16 protein-coding genes and 1 other RNA gene are annotated in these 17,092 nt (G+C 52.4%); 6 read left to right on the top strand and 11 right to left on the bottom strand.

Features of this window, described 5'->3' with window-relative positions:
* The first annotated feature begins 36 nt into the window (after positions 1-36).
* Both rph and rdgB read left to right on the top strand, forming a co-directional pair.
* Positions 37-771: a ribonuclease PH gene (gene rph, locus A4S02_RS12520; RefSeq protein ID WP_019088998.1), complete on the top strand. Its 735-nt coding sequence runs from the start codon at positions 37-39 to the stop codon at positions 769-771.
* Entirely contained in the window at positions 768-1,367 is a 600-nt protein-coding gene (gene rdgB, locus A4S02_RS12515) for an RdgB/HAM1 family non-canonical purine NTP pyrophosphatase (RefSeq protein ID WP_070323970.1), read from the top strand. The genes rph and rdgB overlap by 4 nt, the downstream gene beginning before the upstream one ends.
* Here rdgB and A4S02_RS12510 read toward each other — a convergent pair.
* The 4 genes from A4S02_RS12510 to aroA all read right to left on the bottom strand — a co-directional run bounded on the left by A4S02_RS12510 (position 1,364) and on the right by aroA (position 6,882).
* A complete protein-coding gene (locus A4S02_RS12510; protein ID WP_099046904.1) occupies positions 1,364-2,716 on the bottom strand; it encodes an L-dopachrome tautomerase-related protein in 1,353 nt (450 codons plus the stop codon). The genes rdgB and A4S02_RS12510 overlap by 4 nt on opposite strands.
* 112 nt (positions 2,717-2,828) lie before the next feature.
* The gene (gene rpsA / locus A4S02_RS12500) at positions 2,829-4,547 is read right to left on the bottom strand and encodes a 30S ribosomal protein S1 (RefSeq protein WP_070323968.1); all 1,719 of its coding nucleotides are present in this window, start codon (positions 4,545-4,547) and stop codon (positions 2,829-2,831) included.
* A 284-nt stretch (positions 4,548-4,831) separates the two neighbouring features.
* Complete coding sequence (gene cmk, locus A4S02_RS12495) at positions 4,832-5,485, bottom strand: (d)CMP kinase (protein WP_070323967.1); 654 nt, start codon at positions 5,483-5,485, stop codon at positions 4,832-4,834.
* The gene (gene aroA, locus A4S02_RS12490; protein ID WP_082246876.1) at positions 5,482-6,882 is read right to left on the bottom strand and encodes a 3-phosphoshikimate 1-carboxyvinyltransferase; all 1,401 of its coding nucleotides are present in this window, start codon (positions 6,880-6,882) and stop codon (positions 5,482-5,484) included. Before aroA ends, cmk begins: the two co-directional genes overlap by 4 nt.
* A gap of 192 nt (positions 6,883-7,074) precedes the next feature.
* Here aroA and A4S02_RS12485 point away from each other — a divergent pair, with 192 nt between their 5' ends.
* The gene (locus tag A4S02_RS12485) at positions 7,075-7,410 is read left to right on the top strand and encodes an FYDLN acid domain-containing protein (protein ID WP_019089005.1); all 336 of its coding nucleotides are present in this window, start codon (positions 7,075-7,077) and stop codon (positions 7,408-7,410) included.
* A gap of 73 nt (positions 7,411-7,483) precedes the next feature.
* Here the strand turns inward: A4S02_RS12485 and folB are convergent, their stop codons facing one another.
* The 6 genes from folB to ffs all read right to left on the bottom strand — a co-directional run bounded on the left by folB (position 7,484) and on the right by ffs (position 11,924).
* On the bottom strand, positions 7,484-7,885 hold the full coding sequence (gene folB / locus A4S02_RS12480; protein WP_019089006.1) for a dihydroneopterin aldolase: 402 nt from the start codon (positions 7,883-7,885) through the stop codon (positions 7,484-7,486).
* Between the two features lie 3 nt (positions 7,886-7,888).
* Entirely contained in the window at positions 7,889-8,689 is an 801-nt protein-coding gene (locus A4S02_RS12475) for an SDR family oxidoreductase (RefSeq protein WP_082246838.1), read from the bottom strand.
* A 20-nt stretch (positions 8,690-8,709) separates the two neighbouring features.
* Positions 8,710-9,306 (bottom strand): recombination mediator RecR, encoded by a 597-nt coding sequence (gene recR / locus A4S02_RS12470; RefSeq protein WP_070323964.1) that lies wholly within the window; start codon positions 9,304-9,306, stop codon positions 8,710-8,712.
* 31 nt (positions 9,307-9,337) lie between these two features.
* Positions 9,338-9,661 carry a YbaB/EbfC family nucleoid-associated protein gene (locus A4S02_RS12465; RefSeq protein WP_003624890.1) on the bottom strand — a complete coding sequence of 108 codons (324 nt, stop codon included), beginning with the start codon at positions 9,659-9,661 and terminating at the stop codon, positions 9,338-9,340.
* Between the two features lie 99 nt (positions 9,662-9,760).
* Positions 9,761-11,755, bottom strand: coding sequence for a DNA polymerase III subunit gamma/tau (locus A4S02_RS12460; RefSeq protein WP_070324270.1), 1,995 nt, complete (start codon positions 11,753-11,755; stop codon positions 9,761-9,763).
* 71 nt (positions 11,756-11,826) lie between these two features.
* Positions 11,827-11,924: signal recognition particle sRNA small type (gene ffs, locus A4S02_RS12455), an RNA gene on the bottom strand.
* A 29-nt stretch (positions 11,925-11,953) separates the two neighbouring features.
* Here ffs and A4S02_RS12450 point away from each other — a divergent pair.
* Genes A4S02_RS12450 through nagA form a run of 3 tightly spaced genes read left to right on the top strand, consistent with a single transcriptional unit; the run spans position 11,954 to position 14,911 of the window.
* On the top strand, positions 11,954-12,496 hold the full coding sequence (locus tag A4S02_RS12450; protein ID WP_026019344.1) for a hypothetical protein: 543 nt from the start codon (positions 11,954-11,956) through the stop codon (positions 12,494-12,496).
* A 33-nt stretch (positions 12,497-12,529) separates the two neighbouring features.
* A complete protein-coding gene (gene gluP / locus A4S02_RS12445) occupies positions 12,530-13,795 on the top strand; it encodes a glucose/galactose MFS transporter (protein ID WP_070323963.1) in 1,266 nt (421 codons plus the stop codon).
* Between the two features lie 12 nt (positions 13,796-13,807).
* Positions 13,808-14,911, top strand: coding sequence for an N-acetylglucosamine-6-phosphate deacetylase (gene nagA, locus A4S02_RS12440; RefSeq protein ID WP_070323962.1), 1,104 nt, complete (start codon positions 13,808-13,810; stop codon positions 14,909-14,911).
* Positions 14,912-14,959: 48 nt separating this feature from the next.
* Here nagA and mdoH read toward each other — a convergent pair whose 3' ends face one another.
* Positions 14,960-17,092, bottom strand: a complete 2,133-nt coding sequence (mdoH, locus tag A4S02_RS12435) for a glucans biosynthesis glucosyltransferase MdoH (RefSeq protein ID WP_208858889.1) — start codon at positions 17,090-17,092, stop codon at positions 14,960-14,962.

The following is a 17,092-nucleotide window of genomic DNA, read 5'->3' as shown; positions in this document are numbered from 1 at the left end:
CGCGCCAGACATCTTAATTGTACCAAGGAGCTTTCCATGCGCCCTTCAGGCCGCCAGCCAGACCAGATGCGCCCCATTACCATTGAAACCGGCTTTGCCCATCATGCTGAAGGCTCTGCCCTTATTCGCGTTGGCGGTACGGAAGTGCTGTGTACTGCCAGTGTAGAAAACCGCGTGCCACCTTTTTTGCGTGGCAAAGGCACAGGCTGGGTTACGGCTGAATACGGCATGCTGCCCCGCGCTACCCACACACGCGGCAACCGTGAAGCAGCTAAAGGCAAGCAGTCTGGCCGCACGCAGGAAATCCAGCGCCTTATTGGCCGCTCCCTCCGCGCAGTAACGGATCTGGACGCTCTGGGTGAAATGAGCATTACGCTAGATTGTGACGTGTTGAACGCTGATGGCGGCACACGCTGCGCTTCCATTACAGGCGCATGGGTGGCTTTACGTTTAGCCCTTGGTAAACTGGTGGCCACCAATGTGCTGCCTCGGCTGCCGCTACGCGGGCAGGTTGCTGCCGTTTCCTGCGGGCTAACAACAGAAGGGGCCGTGCTGGATCTGGATTACGTAGAAGACAGCTCCGCTTCTGCTGATACCAACTTTGTGCTGACAGCAGACCGTCGCATTGTAGAAATTCAGGGCACAGCCGAAAGCGCACCGTTTACGGAAGATGCCTTTGACAACCTGTTCGCACTGGCACGCAAAGGTGTGACCGAGCTGTTTGAGGCTCAGATGGCTGCGGTAGAAGCGGTGGAAAAAAAGCGCATATGAACTCCATAAAACCAGAACGTGGCAGCACCCTTGTGCTTGCCACGCACAATGCAGGCAAGCTGGCAGAATTTGCCACGCTGCTGGCTGATTTTGGCATTAAGGTTGTTTCTGCTGGTGAGCTAAACCTGCCAGAGCCAGAAGAAACAGCCGCCACTTTTGCGGGCAATGCCGCCATTAAGGCGTTAGCCGCAGCCAAAGCAGCCAACCTGCCCGCACTGGCCGATGATTCTGGGCTATGTGTGGCAGCGCTGGATGGCGCACCCGGCATTTATTCTGCGCGCTGGGCTGGCCCGAACAAAGATTTTGCCGGTGCCATGGCGCGTATTGAAAAAGAAATTGGGCAAGGCGAACGCAACGCATGGTTTATTTGCGTACTGTGTCTGGCTCTGCCTGATGGCCGCACGGAAAGCTTTGAAGGCCGCATAAATGGCCAGGTTGTATGGCCGCCACGGGGCACGCAGGGCCACGGATATGATCCGATTTTTGCCCCTGAAGGCGAAACCCGCACATTTGCTGAAATGGCTGATGCGGAAAAAAATGCCATCAGCCACCGCGCCCGCGCCTTTGACGCCTTTAAAAACGCGTGCCTGAGCTAAAACCCAGACTCCCCACCTGCCGGTTCTGCGGAGCTGACAGGTGGCCCCTGAATGGGAAAACGAATTAGCAAATAGGGCGGTTGGCGTTCATCTTTGCCATCATGAAAGCCAGCAAGCCTATTCCACTGCCCCAGCGTGCAATACACATGGCTTTGCGTGCAAAAAATACCGTCTGGAGAAAGAATCCGCGGGTCATGCACCATGAGTTCCATAGAACCATCAGTATTGCGGCGGAAAATAGCGTCATGCTCAAAATTGGTGGTGTAAATGCGTCCCTGAGCATCTGTTGCCAGACCATCCGCCACACCTTTTTCTCCTTCATCCTTTATGGCAGCCGCCAACGCACTTTCTGTTGCAGACATATCTGACAACAAAGCCGTAGGTAGGCTGTACAAACGGCGACTGGTAAGAGGTGCATAAAATACACGGCTGGAATCTGGGCTTAAGGTAATACCATCCACCCCGCCGGTAACAAATTTGGGTTTTTGCACCGGATCATATTTGAGCGGTATCCCTTCCACTACAGCCATAAAACCTGCTTCCGCCTGTGTAGAGGGGTGTTTGCTCAACACACGCCGTTGCTGGCCTGTGGCGATATCCACTACCACCAAAGCTGGGCTATGACCGAAGGAGCTATCGGCCACATAAACGCTCCCTTCCGCCCCATGCGTAAGATCCACCCGTAAATCATTCATATGGCTGTCAGGCAGCAAAGCTGGTGATTTTAGAACGATAGAACGCACCAATTTATTGGTGGTAGGATCAAAGCAGACAATTTTTGCAGCACCCGGCTGCAAAGGTAAGCCAGCCAATTTGCCATCATCAATCGCCCAGATAAAACCGCGCGTATCCTGTGTCATGCCATGAATAGAAAGTAGACGTTCTGCCGGAGGAGCATCTGATGGCATGCTCAACGCGGCACTTGGCCACGGAACAAGATGGCCGTTTACCAATTCCGCCAGCGTGGCTCCTTTATGGTTAATAGCGTGCCGCGGAAAACCTATAAAAACGCGCCCATTATCCGTTACTACAATGCTCGATGGTCCCGGCCCATAAAACTCTGCCACAATCTCGAATGAGCCTGCAGATTCATAGCCCTGATCCCCATGCTCCCCGGTTTGCACAATAGCATTCGGTACGGCACGCGCAGATTTAGCAAGCACTAGACCTAACCCCGCAGCCCCAGCCACAAGCAGATGCCGACGCGCAAGTGTTGGGCTACGTGATTTCTGATTCAGCGTTATGTTCCGGTGCACCATTCCGTTGTGTCTCCAGTTCTTTGGTGAATCTGAAACACAGTGTGGCACAGATTGGCAGATATCCGGGTGTTTTCTAGCCAAACCTTCCATCACAACACAGCGCAACACAAAAAATGGCGCCGGAAACCGACGCCATTTTCTTAAAACGTAATGCTCAAAAAACATAAAGAAGCAGTCAACCCGCCCCTTTATGGCTGAACAATTAGTCTTCGCCGTCTGTGTTACGACGACGGATAGCTGCACCCAGGATATCACCCAGGGAAGCGCCGCTATCAGCAGAGCCGTATTCGTTGATGGCCTGCTTATCTTCTTCCACTTCGCGACCCTTAATGGTCAGGGCCAGCTTGCGGGCTGCACGATCAACAGAGATGATCTTCGCATCCACACGTTCGCCAACAGCAAAGCGTTCCGGACGCTGTTCTGCCTTATCACGGGCCAGTTCAGCGCGACGGATGAAGCCGGTCAGAACATCATCAACCTTCACTTCGATACCGTTCGTCTGAACAGCGGTCACGGTGCAGGTTACGATGGAGCCCTTCTGAACACTAGCAAGCGCATCGGCTGCCGGATCTTCCTGAAGCTGCTTAATGCCCAGAGAGATACGTTCTTTTTCCACATCCACATCCAGAACCTTGGCTTTGACAACCTGGCCCTTTTCGTAGTGCTTCATGGCTTCTTCGCCTGGTTCGTCCCAAGACAGGTCGGACATGTGAACCATGCCGTCGATGTCTGCAGACAGACCGATGAACAGACCGAACTCGGTGATGTTGCGGATTTCGCCTTCTACGGTGGAGCCAACTTTGTGCTCTTCCGCGAACTGCTCCCACGGGTTGCGCTGAACCTGCTTGAGGCCCAGAGAAATGCGGCGCTTGGTGCTGTCCACATCCAGAACCATCACGTCCACTTCCTGAGAGGTCGCGACGATCTTGCCCGGATGGACATTCTTTTTCGTCCAGGACATTTCAGACACGTGCACCAGACCTTCAACGCCCGGTTCCAGCTCAACAAATGCGCCGTAATCGGTGATGTTGGTCACGCGGCCCGTGAAGCGCGCACCCGGCGGGTACTTCAGGGCAACATTTTCCCACGGATCAGCTTCAAGCTGCTTCATGCCAAGGGAGATACGCTGCGTTTCCGGGTTGAAGCGGATAACCTGCACGCGCACTGGCTGGCCGATCTGCAGAGCTTCGGACGGATGGTTGATGCGCTTCCATGCAATGTCGGTCACATGCAGAAGGCCATCAACGCCGCCCAGATCAACGAACGCACCGTAGTCGGTGATGTTCTTGACCACACCATCCAGAATCATGCCTTCCGTCAGGCCCTGGATCAGTTCGCTGCGCTGTTCAGCACGCGTTTCTTCCAGAACGGCACGACGGGACACAACGATGTTGCCACGAGCGCGATCCATTTTCAGAATCTGGAACGGCTGGGGCACACCCATCAGCGGGCTGACATCACGCACAGGGCGGATATCTACCTGGCTGCCAGGCAGGAACGCCATGGCGCCACCCAGATCAACCGTGAAGCCACCCTTCACACGGCCATAAATGGTGCCGTTGACGCGCTGATTGGCTTCGAAAGCCTTTTCCAGGCTTGTCCAAGCTTCTTCACGGCGTGCTTTTTCACGGGAAAGCACGATGCTGCCATCGCGATCTTCATACCGTTCAACATACAGTTCAACGATATCGCCAGGCTTAACTTCCGGCTTTACACCCGGAGGTGCAAATTCACGCAGAGCAACGCGGCCTTCGCTTTTCAAGCCGACATCAACAATAGCGTAATCATCGGTCAGACGAACAACGCGGCCACGAACAACGGAGCCATCAAAGCCCGAATCCCGGCCAAGGGTTTCATCCAGAAGGGAGGCAAAATCTTCACCGCGGAAGTGATCCGCAGTTTGGGTTGTGGCTGAAGCCATGTGTAACTGTTAACCTTGGGCCTGCTTGCAATGGGCAAACAAGCTATTCCTGCGCCCCGCATCGTGCGGCACGGCTTACTTGGCATGTCTATAGGGGCCATCCCCTGTAGCCTTTTTGCCAAGCCTCAAATCAAAATAAAAACAAACCTGCATGGTACGCAGTGTTTGATCATGCACAGACACTGTGTACAGGCCGCTTGTCAATACAAACCACCCGTGCACAGCCTGAAAACTGCCAGAAAAACGGCATTACATAACCACTCTAACACAATTCCGCAGAATTTTTATTCTGAAATTCCAGCGAGTCGTTCTCGTACAATCTGCAATGCTTTTGCCAAAACAGCATCTGCTTCAAGCATATCTGTTTCGATCACATATGCGTCATCCGCTACAAGCATGGGGGCTGATGCCCGCCCGGCATCGGCATCATCCCGCGCACGTAAGGAATCTTCAAGTTCTGCTATCCGGGTTGGCGCATCAGGAGCATTCCGGTCACCTCCAAGCTGCAAGAAACGGCGCAAAGCCCGTGTGCTAGGGGATGCTGTAATAAACAGCTTTACGTCTGCATCCGGAAAAATGGCGGTGCCAATATCTCGCCCATCCAGCACAGCCCCTTTTGCCTGCGCGAACCGACGCTGCGTTTCCACCAAAGCAGCGCGCACTTCTGGCTGTGCCGCTACCTTGCTGGCGGCTTGCGCCACCACGGGGATGCGTAAATCTGGTCTTTCCAAATCTGCAGGCAGCAAACGGGAGGCAAATTCCTGCGCCGGAGAAGCCGGATCCTGCCCTGCATCCAACGCCAAGCGCCCTACCGCCCGGTACAGCAAGCCTGTGTCCAGATATGGCAGGTGCAAAGCTTCCGCCAATTTACGCGCCAACGTGCCTTTACCTGCCGCAGCAGGGCCATCCACTGCAATAACTGGGCCACCTCGTGTCATGCTACAAACCCCGCACCAATGCTGTTCATCAGATCCAAATACTGCGGAAAACTGGTTTCGATAAAAGAGGTATCATCAATTTCCACAGGCTTTTCGGCGGCAAGTCCCATTACAGAAGCGCTCATGGCCAGACGGTGATCCATGTGGGTTTCAACCTTGCCGCCACCGGGAATATGACCAGCCGTGCCGTACACAACCATATCATTCCCTTCCACAACGGTGCGGACACCGTTGTTTTCTAGCAGCGCTACGGTTGCGGCCAGCCGGTCGCTTTCTTTCACCCGCAGCTCTTCAACCCCGCAAAAGCGTGAAACGCCAGAGGCAAAGGCCGCTGCAACAGCCAGCACCGGGTATTCATCAATCATGGAAGGCGCACGTTCTGGCGGCACTTCTATGCCTTTGAGAGCAGAGGCACGCACACGCAAATCCCCTACGGGTTCTCCACCTTCTGTGCGTGCATTCAGAATTTCAAGCTGCGCACCCATTTCCTGCAATGTGGTAAACAGACCTGTCCGCAACGGATTGAGACCTACACCGAAAATGGTGATGTCAGACCCAGCCACCAACAATGCTGCAACAAGCGGGAAAGCGGCGGATGAGGGGTCCCCCGGCACAGCAACATCACGCGCTACAAGATTGGGGCGCCCCTGCAAACAAATAATCCGGCCGCCATCAGATGTTTTTTCTACGGAAACTTCTGCTCCAAAATGGCGCAGCATGTTTTCAGTATGGTCCCGCGTGGCAACTGGTTCTTCTACACGCGTTTCCCCAACCGCATTCAACCCAGCCAGCAATACGGCAGATTTAACCTGCGCAGAAGCAACGGGAAGACGATAATCAAGCGGCTTGGGGTCTGCCAAGCCACGAATAGCCATAGGTAAACGGCCGCCCTCACGCGCAAGAAATGTCGCCCCGGTTCCGGCTAACGGGTCCATAACGCGCTTCATGGGCCTGCGACGGAGGCTGGCATCGCCCGTCATCACAGATGTCATGCCGTGGCTAGCCAAAATGCCGGACAGCAAACGGGCGGCTGTGCCTGAATTACCCATATCCAGCACGTTATCCGGTTCTTTCAACTGGCCAACACCTGGCCCGCTTACGCGCCACTGGCCCGGACCTTCCTGCACGGCATCTGCCCCTAAAGCACGCATGGCTGCGGCTGTGCACAACACATCCTCACCTTCCAACAGGCCGGAAATATGCGTGGTCCCTTTAGCAAGGGCGGCAAACATGAGGGCACGATGGCTGATAGACTTATCTCCCGGCACCCGGATGGAGCCGGAAAGAGAAGCTGGAGCGCGAGAAACCCGTAACGGACGGGTGGAAGATGTGGTCTGCTGTGTCATACCTTGTTCATTCCGGCGTGTGGGGCGGCAAGTCAATCCGCCAGAAACCATAAAAACTGCTTTCTGCTGCCAGAAAATGCATTTGTTCTGCAAGTCGGGTTTGACAGAACACAAAACACAATGGCATTTGGCGTCGCCTTATAGTCTGGTTCGATTCCACCCCGCGTTGCGGGAAGGGGTCATCCTTCTTTCCGGGGCATCTGTGCCCCCCAATCTGACTGCTCAGGATCGACAGGTAGCAAGATGTCTCAGCCCGATCTCGGCACCAAACGCGTCTGCGTCTCCTGCGGTGCCCATTTTTATGATCTAAACCGCACTCCTGCCGTATGCCCCAAATGTGGCACGGAACAGCCCCCACTGGTGCCCCGTTTGCGCCGGAATTCTGACACCCTGTCCAGCACACCGGTAACGGCAGCTCCCGCCAAAAAACCCAGTGAAGACGATATTGATCTGGATACAGATGCGGATACAGATGCCGATGACGTGCTGGAAGATACCGCCGATCTGGATGACGATGATGATGATGACATCAGCTCCGATATTGATGTCAGCACCGATTCGGATGAGCACGATTCCTGATCTGCTGCAATAAACACAGCAAAGAAAAAGCCCGCCAAAGGCGGGCTTTTTTTATGAAGATCTCATCAATTTTTTACGCAGATGTTGAGCGTCTTTCTATTTCCACCCCTACGGCTTCGATTTCTTCAAAAACATCCAACTTTTCAATCCGTACCCGCACAACCTTTACGCGGTTATCTGCCAGCACACCGGCAGCAATACGTTCTGCCAATGTTTCCACCAGCCTTACGTGCCCCTCTGCCACAATCTGGCGTACCAGCACGACCACCTGCTCATAGGAAACTGTGCGGCTCAGATCATCCGCGCCAATTTCCAGATCTGTACGGTCATCCACCCCAAACGAAACGGATACACGAATACGTTGCGATACCCCCTGTTCATGCGGGAAAACGCCGATATTGGCATCCAGAATCATGTTGCGGATAAACAGACGGCGCAAAGGCGGCTGATCCGCCCATGGAGCAAAAACAGCCATTTTCTATTCTTCCAATACAGCACCGGCAGGCAACGCCGGAGACCATTGTAAATGCTGCCCACCATCCAATGCCAGCATCTGCCCTGTTACAGAGGGTAAAGCCAACAGCGCCAGCGCAGCGCGCGCAACTTCTTGCGGTGATGTACCATGCCCCAAAGGCACAGATGCACATTGCCGGGCAAATTGTTCTTCTGTCTGCCGCGTACTTGGCAATGCTGGCCCAGGACCTATGGCATTTACCCGTATGCCCTTAGGGGCCAGAGCCAGCGCCATTGTTTGCGTTAACGTCCACAAAGCGCTTTTAGACACCGTATAACTGACAAAATGCGGCGTAAGAGACCACACGCGCTCATCCAGCATATTCAGCACCATGCCTTGCGCTGTTTCTGGCAGTGCCTTGGCAAAATGCTGCATCAACACAAATGGAGCGCGCAGGTTGGGTTTAAGATGCGCCATCCAGCTTTCACGCGTGGCATTATGCCATTCATCCCGCTCGAACGTAGAGGCATTGTTGACCAGAACACCCAGCGGCCCACCCAAGGCAGCCGAGGCCTGTTCCACCAGAGGCTCCACCCCTTCTTCGCGCGCCAGATCAGCTTGCAACAGGCAACTTTTCTGCCCGCATGCGTTAATAGCGGCGGCTGTTTCCTGCGCATCTTCTTGGCCTGAGCGATAGTGAATTGCCACATCAAACCCAGCCTGCGCCAACCCTAAAGCTATAGCACGCCCAAGCCGTGCCCCTCCGCCCGTCACCAATGCACGACGGGGAATGGTCGCCGAAATAGGAAAACCATCCAGTGGCATTGTATCTGCCTCCTTTATCGTCATGCTGGGCGCCGGGCGCCAAGTGCAGCAGCCAAAGTGCCATCATCCAGCACATCCAGCGCCCCGCCCATGGGCACGCCTTGCGCAACACGGCTGACAGTTACACCACCATAAGGCGCAAGCTGATCCATCAGCCAATGCATAGTGGTAGCACCTTCCACCGTTGCACCTAATGCCAGAATAATTTCGCGCACTGTGCCTTTGTTCAGCTTTTCAAACAGCGGAGCTACGTCCAGATCTTCTGGCCCAATTCCCGCTAGCGGAGAGAGTGTGCCACCTAGAACCTGATACACGCCACGGTGTACACCTGCACGTTCCAGCGCCCACAAATCACCCATTGTTTCCACCACACAGATCAACCCCTGATCTCGCAAAGGATCAGAGCAGATATGACATGGATCTATTGTATCCAGATTACCGCAGGATGAGCAGGTTTTTATGGCATTGCCTGCCCGTTCCATTGCGCGCGCCAAAGGCGCAAGCCGGGTTTGCGGCTCTTTGAGCAAATACAGCGCAACCCTGCGCGCAGAACGCGGGCCAAACCCCGGCAACCGGCCCAAAAGCCGGATAAGCTGCTCTATTTCCTGCCCACCCATACCGGACAATTCTGCTACCCGTCCCGCTGTATCAGAACGGCAGTTTCATGCCTGGCGGCAGATTCAGGCCACCGGTCACTTTCTGCATTTCTTCTGCGGCTTTTTCATCCAGCTTTTTGCGGGCATCTGCACAAGCGGCCACAATTAGATCTTGCAGCATTTCCATTTCTTCCGGATCTGCCAGCTTGGGATCAATTTTAATGGAGCGCATGTCTCCCTTACCGCTCAGCACAACCTGCACCATGCCGGCACCGGCTGAACCTTCAATGTTCATGGCTTCCAGCGTGCTCTGCATTGCCTCCATTTTGGACTGCATCTGCGTGGCTTGCTTCATCAATGAGGCAAGATTTTTCATCAACTATCCCTTTATTCTCAAACTGTCCTGTCGCTGGCAGTCTGTTGCTATATGTCACACCACACAGCCTGAGGGGCGTGCATTACCTGCTCACCGGAGTCAGTCTGGAGACATGCCCGGATCATAGGGCCGTTCATCATCATCCAGAAACTCTGCATCCAACGGAGCAAAAAGCAGCTCGGGCACAGGTTCTTCTGGTGGCAGGCCGTAATCATCCAAAACGTGATCGCGCACTTCTCCCAGTTCTGCATCCGGGAAAAACGTGAGAATGGCCTTTACCAGTGGATGGGCTTCGGCTTCCTTACGCCGAAACTGGATAATCTCAGCCCCTTGTGCATCCAGCGTGGGTTCGCCTTCTTCTTCCGAAAGCCCCACCCGCCAAGACATACCCGTGGCGCGATCCAACACTTTACGCAGTTCTTGCGCGGCACCAGCGGGCACGTGCTGTTCAAACCGCAACACAATATGCCCCGGCGCAAAGGACACCAGATGCGCTGCATGCCGAAGCTGCCCATGCAAGATGGCTTCTTTCTGATCCTTCACCAAAGCCACAGCTTCTCGCCATGTGCGCGGATGAGGTGGCGCTTGTGGCTCAACAGATGGCGTAGGCACTGGGGCAACTACTGGCACGGCAGCAGTAACGCTTTGCCCACCACTGACCATACGCAAAGGCGGTGGCTGATGCCCTACAGAAGCAGATGATGTAGGTAATGCAGAGATTGCACCAGCCGATGCACCTTCGGAACTGCCGCCAGCGTTTGAAGGTGCTCCCCCCTGCCCTGCCGAATTTCCTGCCCCAGAAAGGCGTTTTATTAAATCTTCTGGAGATGGCAGATCTGCCACATAGCATAGGCGAATCAACACCATATCTGCGGCAGCGCGCCTATCAGATGCAGCTTCTACTTCCTGCATCCCTTTTACCAGCATCTGCCACGCCCGCATAAGCACTGGCACAGTAAAGGTATCTGCCATATGCGTGCCACGTACACGCTCGGCTTCTGGCATATCAGCCGAATCGCGCAGACTGGGCACGGCGCGCAGTCGGGAAACTGTGTGCACCAGCTCCAGCATATCCCCCAACACAAGGCCGGGGTCTGCACCACGTGCGTATGCAGCATCCAGCAACGCCAAGGCCCGCTCTGGCTTACCTGTCAGCACAGCTTCTAGCAGATCGAACATCACTTCCCGATCCGCTAAACCCAGCATGTCACTGATAACTGTGGCACCAATTACGCCATCTGCATCTGTTTGACCGGTACCCTGTGCAATGGCCTGATCCAATAAGGAAAGCCCATCACGCACCGAGCCATCAGCAGCTCGCGCCACCAATGCCAGTGCATCTGATGACAGGCTTACATGTTCTTTTTCTGCAATGCGGGAAAACAATCCCACCAATTCAGATTGCGGAACACGACGCAAATCAAACCGCTGACACCGCGAAAGCACCGTTACTGGCACCTTCCGCAATTCTGTGGTGGCAAAAATAAACGTAACTTGTGCTGGCGGCTCTTCCAGCGTTTTAAGCAGCGCATTGAAGGCATTGCGTGAAAGCATATGCACTTCGTCAATAATAAAAACCTTCATACGCCCCTGCATGGGGCGGAAGCGCGTGGCTTCTATAATCTCGCGCACATCATCCACACCAGTGCGGGAAGCGGCATCCATTTCCAGCACATCCGGGTGGCGGTCATTTAGAATGGCTACGCAGTTTGCACACACACCGCATGGATCTGCCGTTGGGCCACCCTTACCATCTGGCCCAATGCAATTAAGGGCGCGCGCAATAATACGGGCCGTGGTGGTTTTACCCACCCCACGCACGCCAGTAAACATAAACGCATGCGCCACCCGCCCTAGCGCAAACGCATTACGCAGCGTACGCACCATGGCTTCCTGGCCAATCAGATCATCAAATGTAGTAGGGCGATATTTACGGGCCAGCACCCTGTAAGGTGATGCTGCCTGATCCTGCGTTTGGGGGAACTGTTCTGGTGCCTGCTGGGCTGGCTCATCACCAAACAGACCGGGGCCTTCCATTTCAGGATTGGGGAGTCCCTCATCCTGAGGAAGCTGCGCGTCTATTTTGTCGCTCATGCCTTGCCCGAAGAAAAAGTTCACGCCTTGTTTTATATGCGAAACACGTGCCGCATTGGCGGAAAATAACGGGTGGAAAGCCGAACAATGACCCGGATGAAACTTACCATGGCTGCTTCCTTCCGGATCTGACCGGGTTGGCAAGGTATCCGTCCACTGCCGACTTTCCGCTTTTTACATAACACTAAATCGGTGCGCATGCCAACCCTGTGTAGTAGCCACCAAAGCCCGTTGCTTTACCTTCTGGCCATGAACAGGCTAAAAACAGAACACCCCAGAAGCACAGACCTGTGTATTAAGAGAGTTTTGCGCGTGTTTTTATTCCGCCCTTCCACTCCGCTTTTTCGGCCTCTTACTTTGGCATCCCTCTTTTTTATGGGCTCTCTTGCTGCCTCCGCAGTTGCGCGTGCAGATGATGATCCGCCGCCCCGTACAAACGTGCCCAATGCACAACTGCAAAAAGAGCTGGCCGTCCTACACTTTAAACCAGAAGCAGCTAGCCCAGCTTGTATTGATGCACTCAAAGAACTGCATAAAACGCAGGATATGCTCAAAGCTGAAGAGGCCCGGTCTCATGATCAGGATCTGGCTATTGCAGAGGATGTGCTGGAATCTGATTTTGAAAATTCCATAGAAATGTGCGCACCAGATGTGCAGCGCCTGTGTGAAGCGCCAAACCCTTCTGCTGAACTGGCACATACCTGTGAGAAAATTGACAGCCTGCCTGATTCTGCAAACTGATTTTGCTGAAAACCCAGAAAGGCTTGGCCCTGCATGCACAATCGCACCTTATGGCGCGCTGTTTCTTGCCCGGCAGGGCCTTATGGCTGGCTACCCCTTATTCTGGTTGCAATATTATTTTTTATAATTGGTTTTGTAACGTGGCTGAATGGCCCCCTTATATCTTTTGTAAAAATTGCATTTTCTCTTGATGATATAAGTGCATTTTTAGTTCCTTTTGTTTTTTATATTTCCTATTTTTTATTCGGCATCCCGGCCGGTAAAATTGTAACAAAACAAGGTCTGCGGCAAAGCCTCATATATGCCCTAAGTATTATGACAGTAGGCATGATTGTTACAGGCCAATTTATGAAAGAATCATCCTATCATGGAGCATTATGTGGATTTTTAATTCTAGGTAGTGGGTTGGCGCTTCTGCAGGTTGCCGTAAACCCTTATATAAGCTTTTTAGGTCCGACCGATCGCGCTGCACAACGCATTGCGATTATGGGTATTTGTAACAAAGTTGGAGGCATTTTAGCTCCTGTTGCTTTGGCGGGATTTGCCATGCCACACATTGGACAATTGCCCCTTACACACAGCAATCCTCTTTTACAAAAACAATTCATTTCTACAATTTACTGGCCATATATAGGAATGACTGCGCTTTTGGCTTTAACGACTTTGTATATAAAATTTTCAAATCTACCGGATATAAAAATATCAGATTCAAGCCGCACAGAAACAAGCATACCTACAAAATCAAACCCAACTTTATGGTTTGGTGTAATGGCCATGTTTCTTTACGTTGGCGTAGAGGTTCTGGCGGGAGACGCTATTGGAACTTATGCATCCGGATTTGATATTCCATTAGAAATATCAAGTTTTTTTACATCTGCTACCCTTGTTTGTATGCTTTGTGGGTATCTGGTAGGGTTGGTATGTGTACCGCGCATTTTGTCTCAAGAACGCGCTCTTCTACTTCCCTGCCTCACAGGTTTTGCTCTAAGCTTTCTAGCATATATGATGGATGGATACGTATCTGTTGCATGCATTGCACTTCTTGGATTTTCAAATTCAATGATATTCCCATCTCTTTTTCCAACCGTTTTAAATTCCACTCAAAATAAAACCTCTTTTGTATCTGCGTTGCTGGTTATGGCGTATTGTGGGGGTGGTATTTTACCGCAATGCTTTGTGTGGCTAAAATCCATTATAGGGTTTCAGGCCGCATTTTCCACATTGTCTTGCATATGCTATTTTATAATTTCTTTATTTATTTTACGTTTTTCAAAAATACACCATAACACAAACTTCTAATGGCTAACTGATATGACCGAACTTTCTGGAAATCTTGTTCTTCCAAATACAGTTGTAAGTGGAACGATAAATTTCGAAACCACAATCCAGCATATCGTGCCCACTAAACATGAAATGAACCGCTATATTCTCCCTGGGTTTATTGACGGACATATCCACGGAGGCAACGGCGCAGACACAATGGATGGCGTAGAAGCCATTCATATACTCAGCAGGTTTCATGCCCGACATGGCACGACAACATTGTTACCTACAACAATCACCAGCCCTTGGCCGGATGTTATCAACACACTGCAAGCGATTGCTGAAGTTACTGGGCAGCAAATTTCAAATGGCCCCATGATACATGGTGCACATCTGGAAGGACCTTTTGTTAGCCCCCATAAACTTGGCGCGCAGCCCCCTTTTAATATCCCACCAACACCAGATAAAGTTTCAGAAGTTCTTGCCACAAACTGCGTGCGCGTGGTGACATTGGCACCAGAGCTACCCCATGCACAAACTGCCATGAAAAGTTTTGCCAAATCAGGCGTGCGCGTAAGCCTTGGCCACACTGTTGCCAGTTATGAACAAGCCCACCAGGCTATTTGTCATATTTGCAAAGCTGGTGGCATGGCTGGTGGCACGCATCTCTTTAACGCCATGCCCCCTATTGAAAGCCGACGCCCCGGCCCTGTTACCGCCTTGATGTGCAGCGATGCCTACGCTGAGATGATTTTTGATACACACCATATTCATCCAGCAACATTTCAATTGGCTCAACGCGTAATGCCGGATCGGCTTGTTTTTGTAACCGATGCCATGCGTGCCGCTGGGTTACCAGATGGCCCAAGCCAACTTGGTGGGCAGGACGTGATTGTAGAAAATGGCACAGCACGCTTGCCAAATGGTAGCCTTGCAGGAAGTGTGCTGACGTTGGATGTCGCACTGCGTAATGCCGTAAATACCGGAACACTATTGCACGAAGCTGTAGCGCTTTTAACGCGCAATCCGGCAAACTATCTGGGACTGCATGACCGCGGCACATTAGAGGCCGGAAAACGTGCTGATTTTGTTGTGATGGATTCTAACCTGCATGTGCAGGAAGTATGGGTAGGCGGCCAGCGTATTCATTAAAAAAGAGGGGAAGAATTTTTGTTTTTCTTCCCGTCTTATCCACCAGATTTACTCTGAAAGTTGCAGAACGCTTTCCACGCCTTTGCGTGTACCAAGCACTGCAGCTTTTTCTTTGACTGTAAGCTTGTGCTCAACTTCAGAAACCGTGTGGGATTCTGAAAGTTTTACCAAACCAACCAACTGATCCACATTGATAGGATCGCCTGCTTTACGTTCTGGTGGCAGCATAGCCATATGTGCCTGCGCCAGCCCTACATCTGCCCGCAAAGCGCGCAAAGCGTCTTCTGGAAGATCCGAAGCTTCATCACTTTCGCGGTCTTGCTCTACTTTTTTAAGAACATCCGGCATGTTGGTTTCTTCGGGTACCAAAAGAAGGCCAGCTTTACGAAAATCCAGACCAACATTACGGCTGCTGGTAAAAGCCACCAGAGGAATGGAAAAAACCAGACCCAACAAAACAGGTGTCATCCAGAAGAAAAGAGAGGGGGAAACAACCCATGCTCCAGCACCTAATAACAAACCAAAAATGGTAAAGCGTCCATATTGGCGGACAATATCCATAAATGGCACACCGCCGTCATCTCGCCGCTGTGCATTCCAGCCGGAATCATGGCCTGTGAGAATAGAGAATACACCGAGCGTTTGAATCAGCATAGCAATTGGTGCAATCAAACCACCAATCAGCGTTTCCACCAATATGGAACCTGCTGCACGTATGGCGCCGCCACACCCTTTGCAATTTTCCCTATCTAGCAACAACGCGATATAAGCAAGAAGTTTTGGTGCCAACAGCACAATCATGGTGCCAATGAACACATACTTCGCCTGCACTGGGTCAACATGTGGCCAGTGTGGGTATAGAAGTTTTGTTTCACCAAAATATTCAGGCCGTTCAAAATGCGCCTGAAGGGAAATTAAAATACCAGTTAGCAAAAACACAAGCCACAAAGGGGATGTTACATAAGCCCCAATGCCAACAATCATATGCATCCGGCTAATCCAATGCAGCCCCTTTGTTGGCAGAACCTTGACGTGTTGAAGGTTGCCTTGGCACCAACGCCTATCACGAATGGCAACATCGGTAAGAGATGGTGGGCTTTCCTCGTAAGAGCCATCAAGCGCTGGCACCATATGAATGCCCCATCCTCCGCGGCGCATCAGAGCAGCTTCCACAAAGTCATGGCTCAAAATATGCCCGCCAAAAGGTGGTTTACCCGGCACATGTGGCATGCCTGCCTGTTCAGCAAAAGCACGTGTGCGGATAATAGCATTATGGCCCCAGTAATTTCCTTCTGAGCCATGCCACCATGCAATACCGTACGCAATAACTGGCCCATACACACGGCCTGCAAATTGTTGTAAACGCGCAAAAAGCGTTGTGCCACCAGTAATAACTGGAAGTGTCTGTATCAGCCCTACGCCCGGGTTACGCTCCATTGCTGCGGCCATACGCACCAGCGTTGCACCAGACATAACGGAGTCTGCGTCCAACGTAACCATATGGTCATACGCTCCGCCAAAGCGGCGTACCCATTCCCCTAGGTTTCCGGCCTTACGCTCCACATTGTTATGGCGGCGACGGTAAAAGATATGATCGTATCCGCCAGTTTCTTCACGCAGTGCTAGAAATGCGACTTCTTCCTCTACCCACACATCTGGGTTGGTTGTATCCGATAAAATAAAAAAATCGAACGCAGACAGCTCTCCCGTTTCCTGCAAACTGTCGTAAATGGCTTTCAACCCCGCCATAACGCGGCGAGGAGGCTCATTATACGTGGGCAGCAAAACAGCGTTCCGCCGTGTAAGCTGAGGCAGAGGACCAGACTTGCTGATACCTAACCCCAGCCCCCCATGCGCAACCAGAGAACAGAAGCCCGCAATAGAAGATGTAAATGCCAGCGCAATCCACATAAACAGAGCAATAAACAGCAGCAGCATGATCACACCCAAGGTGGAAACACCTGCTTCATCCATCACTTTATGCGTGCGCCATGCCCCATAGGCCGTCAGCAGCAGCGCTGATCCAATAACTGCCAGCCGACGCAGCACAATATTCCGTGGAGAGGTAACGGGCGTGCGGCCACGCCCTGCCATATTGGGTGCAGCATGAAAATCCTGCACTGGCATATCCAACGGAGATTCTGAAGGGAGAGCACGAAACATTTGTGTAGAATCCGGCAT

Source organism: Acetobacter ascendens, assembly GCF_001766235.1.
GTDB classification, from domain to species: domain Bacteria; phylum Pseudomonadota; class Alphaproteobacteria; order Acetobacterales; family Acetobacteraceae; genus Acetobacter; species Acetobacter ascendens.
Note: the sequence above shows the minus strand (reverse complement) of the source record. Positions and strands in the feature narration are given on the sequence as shown.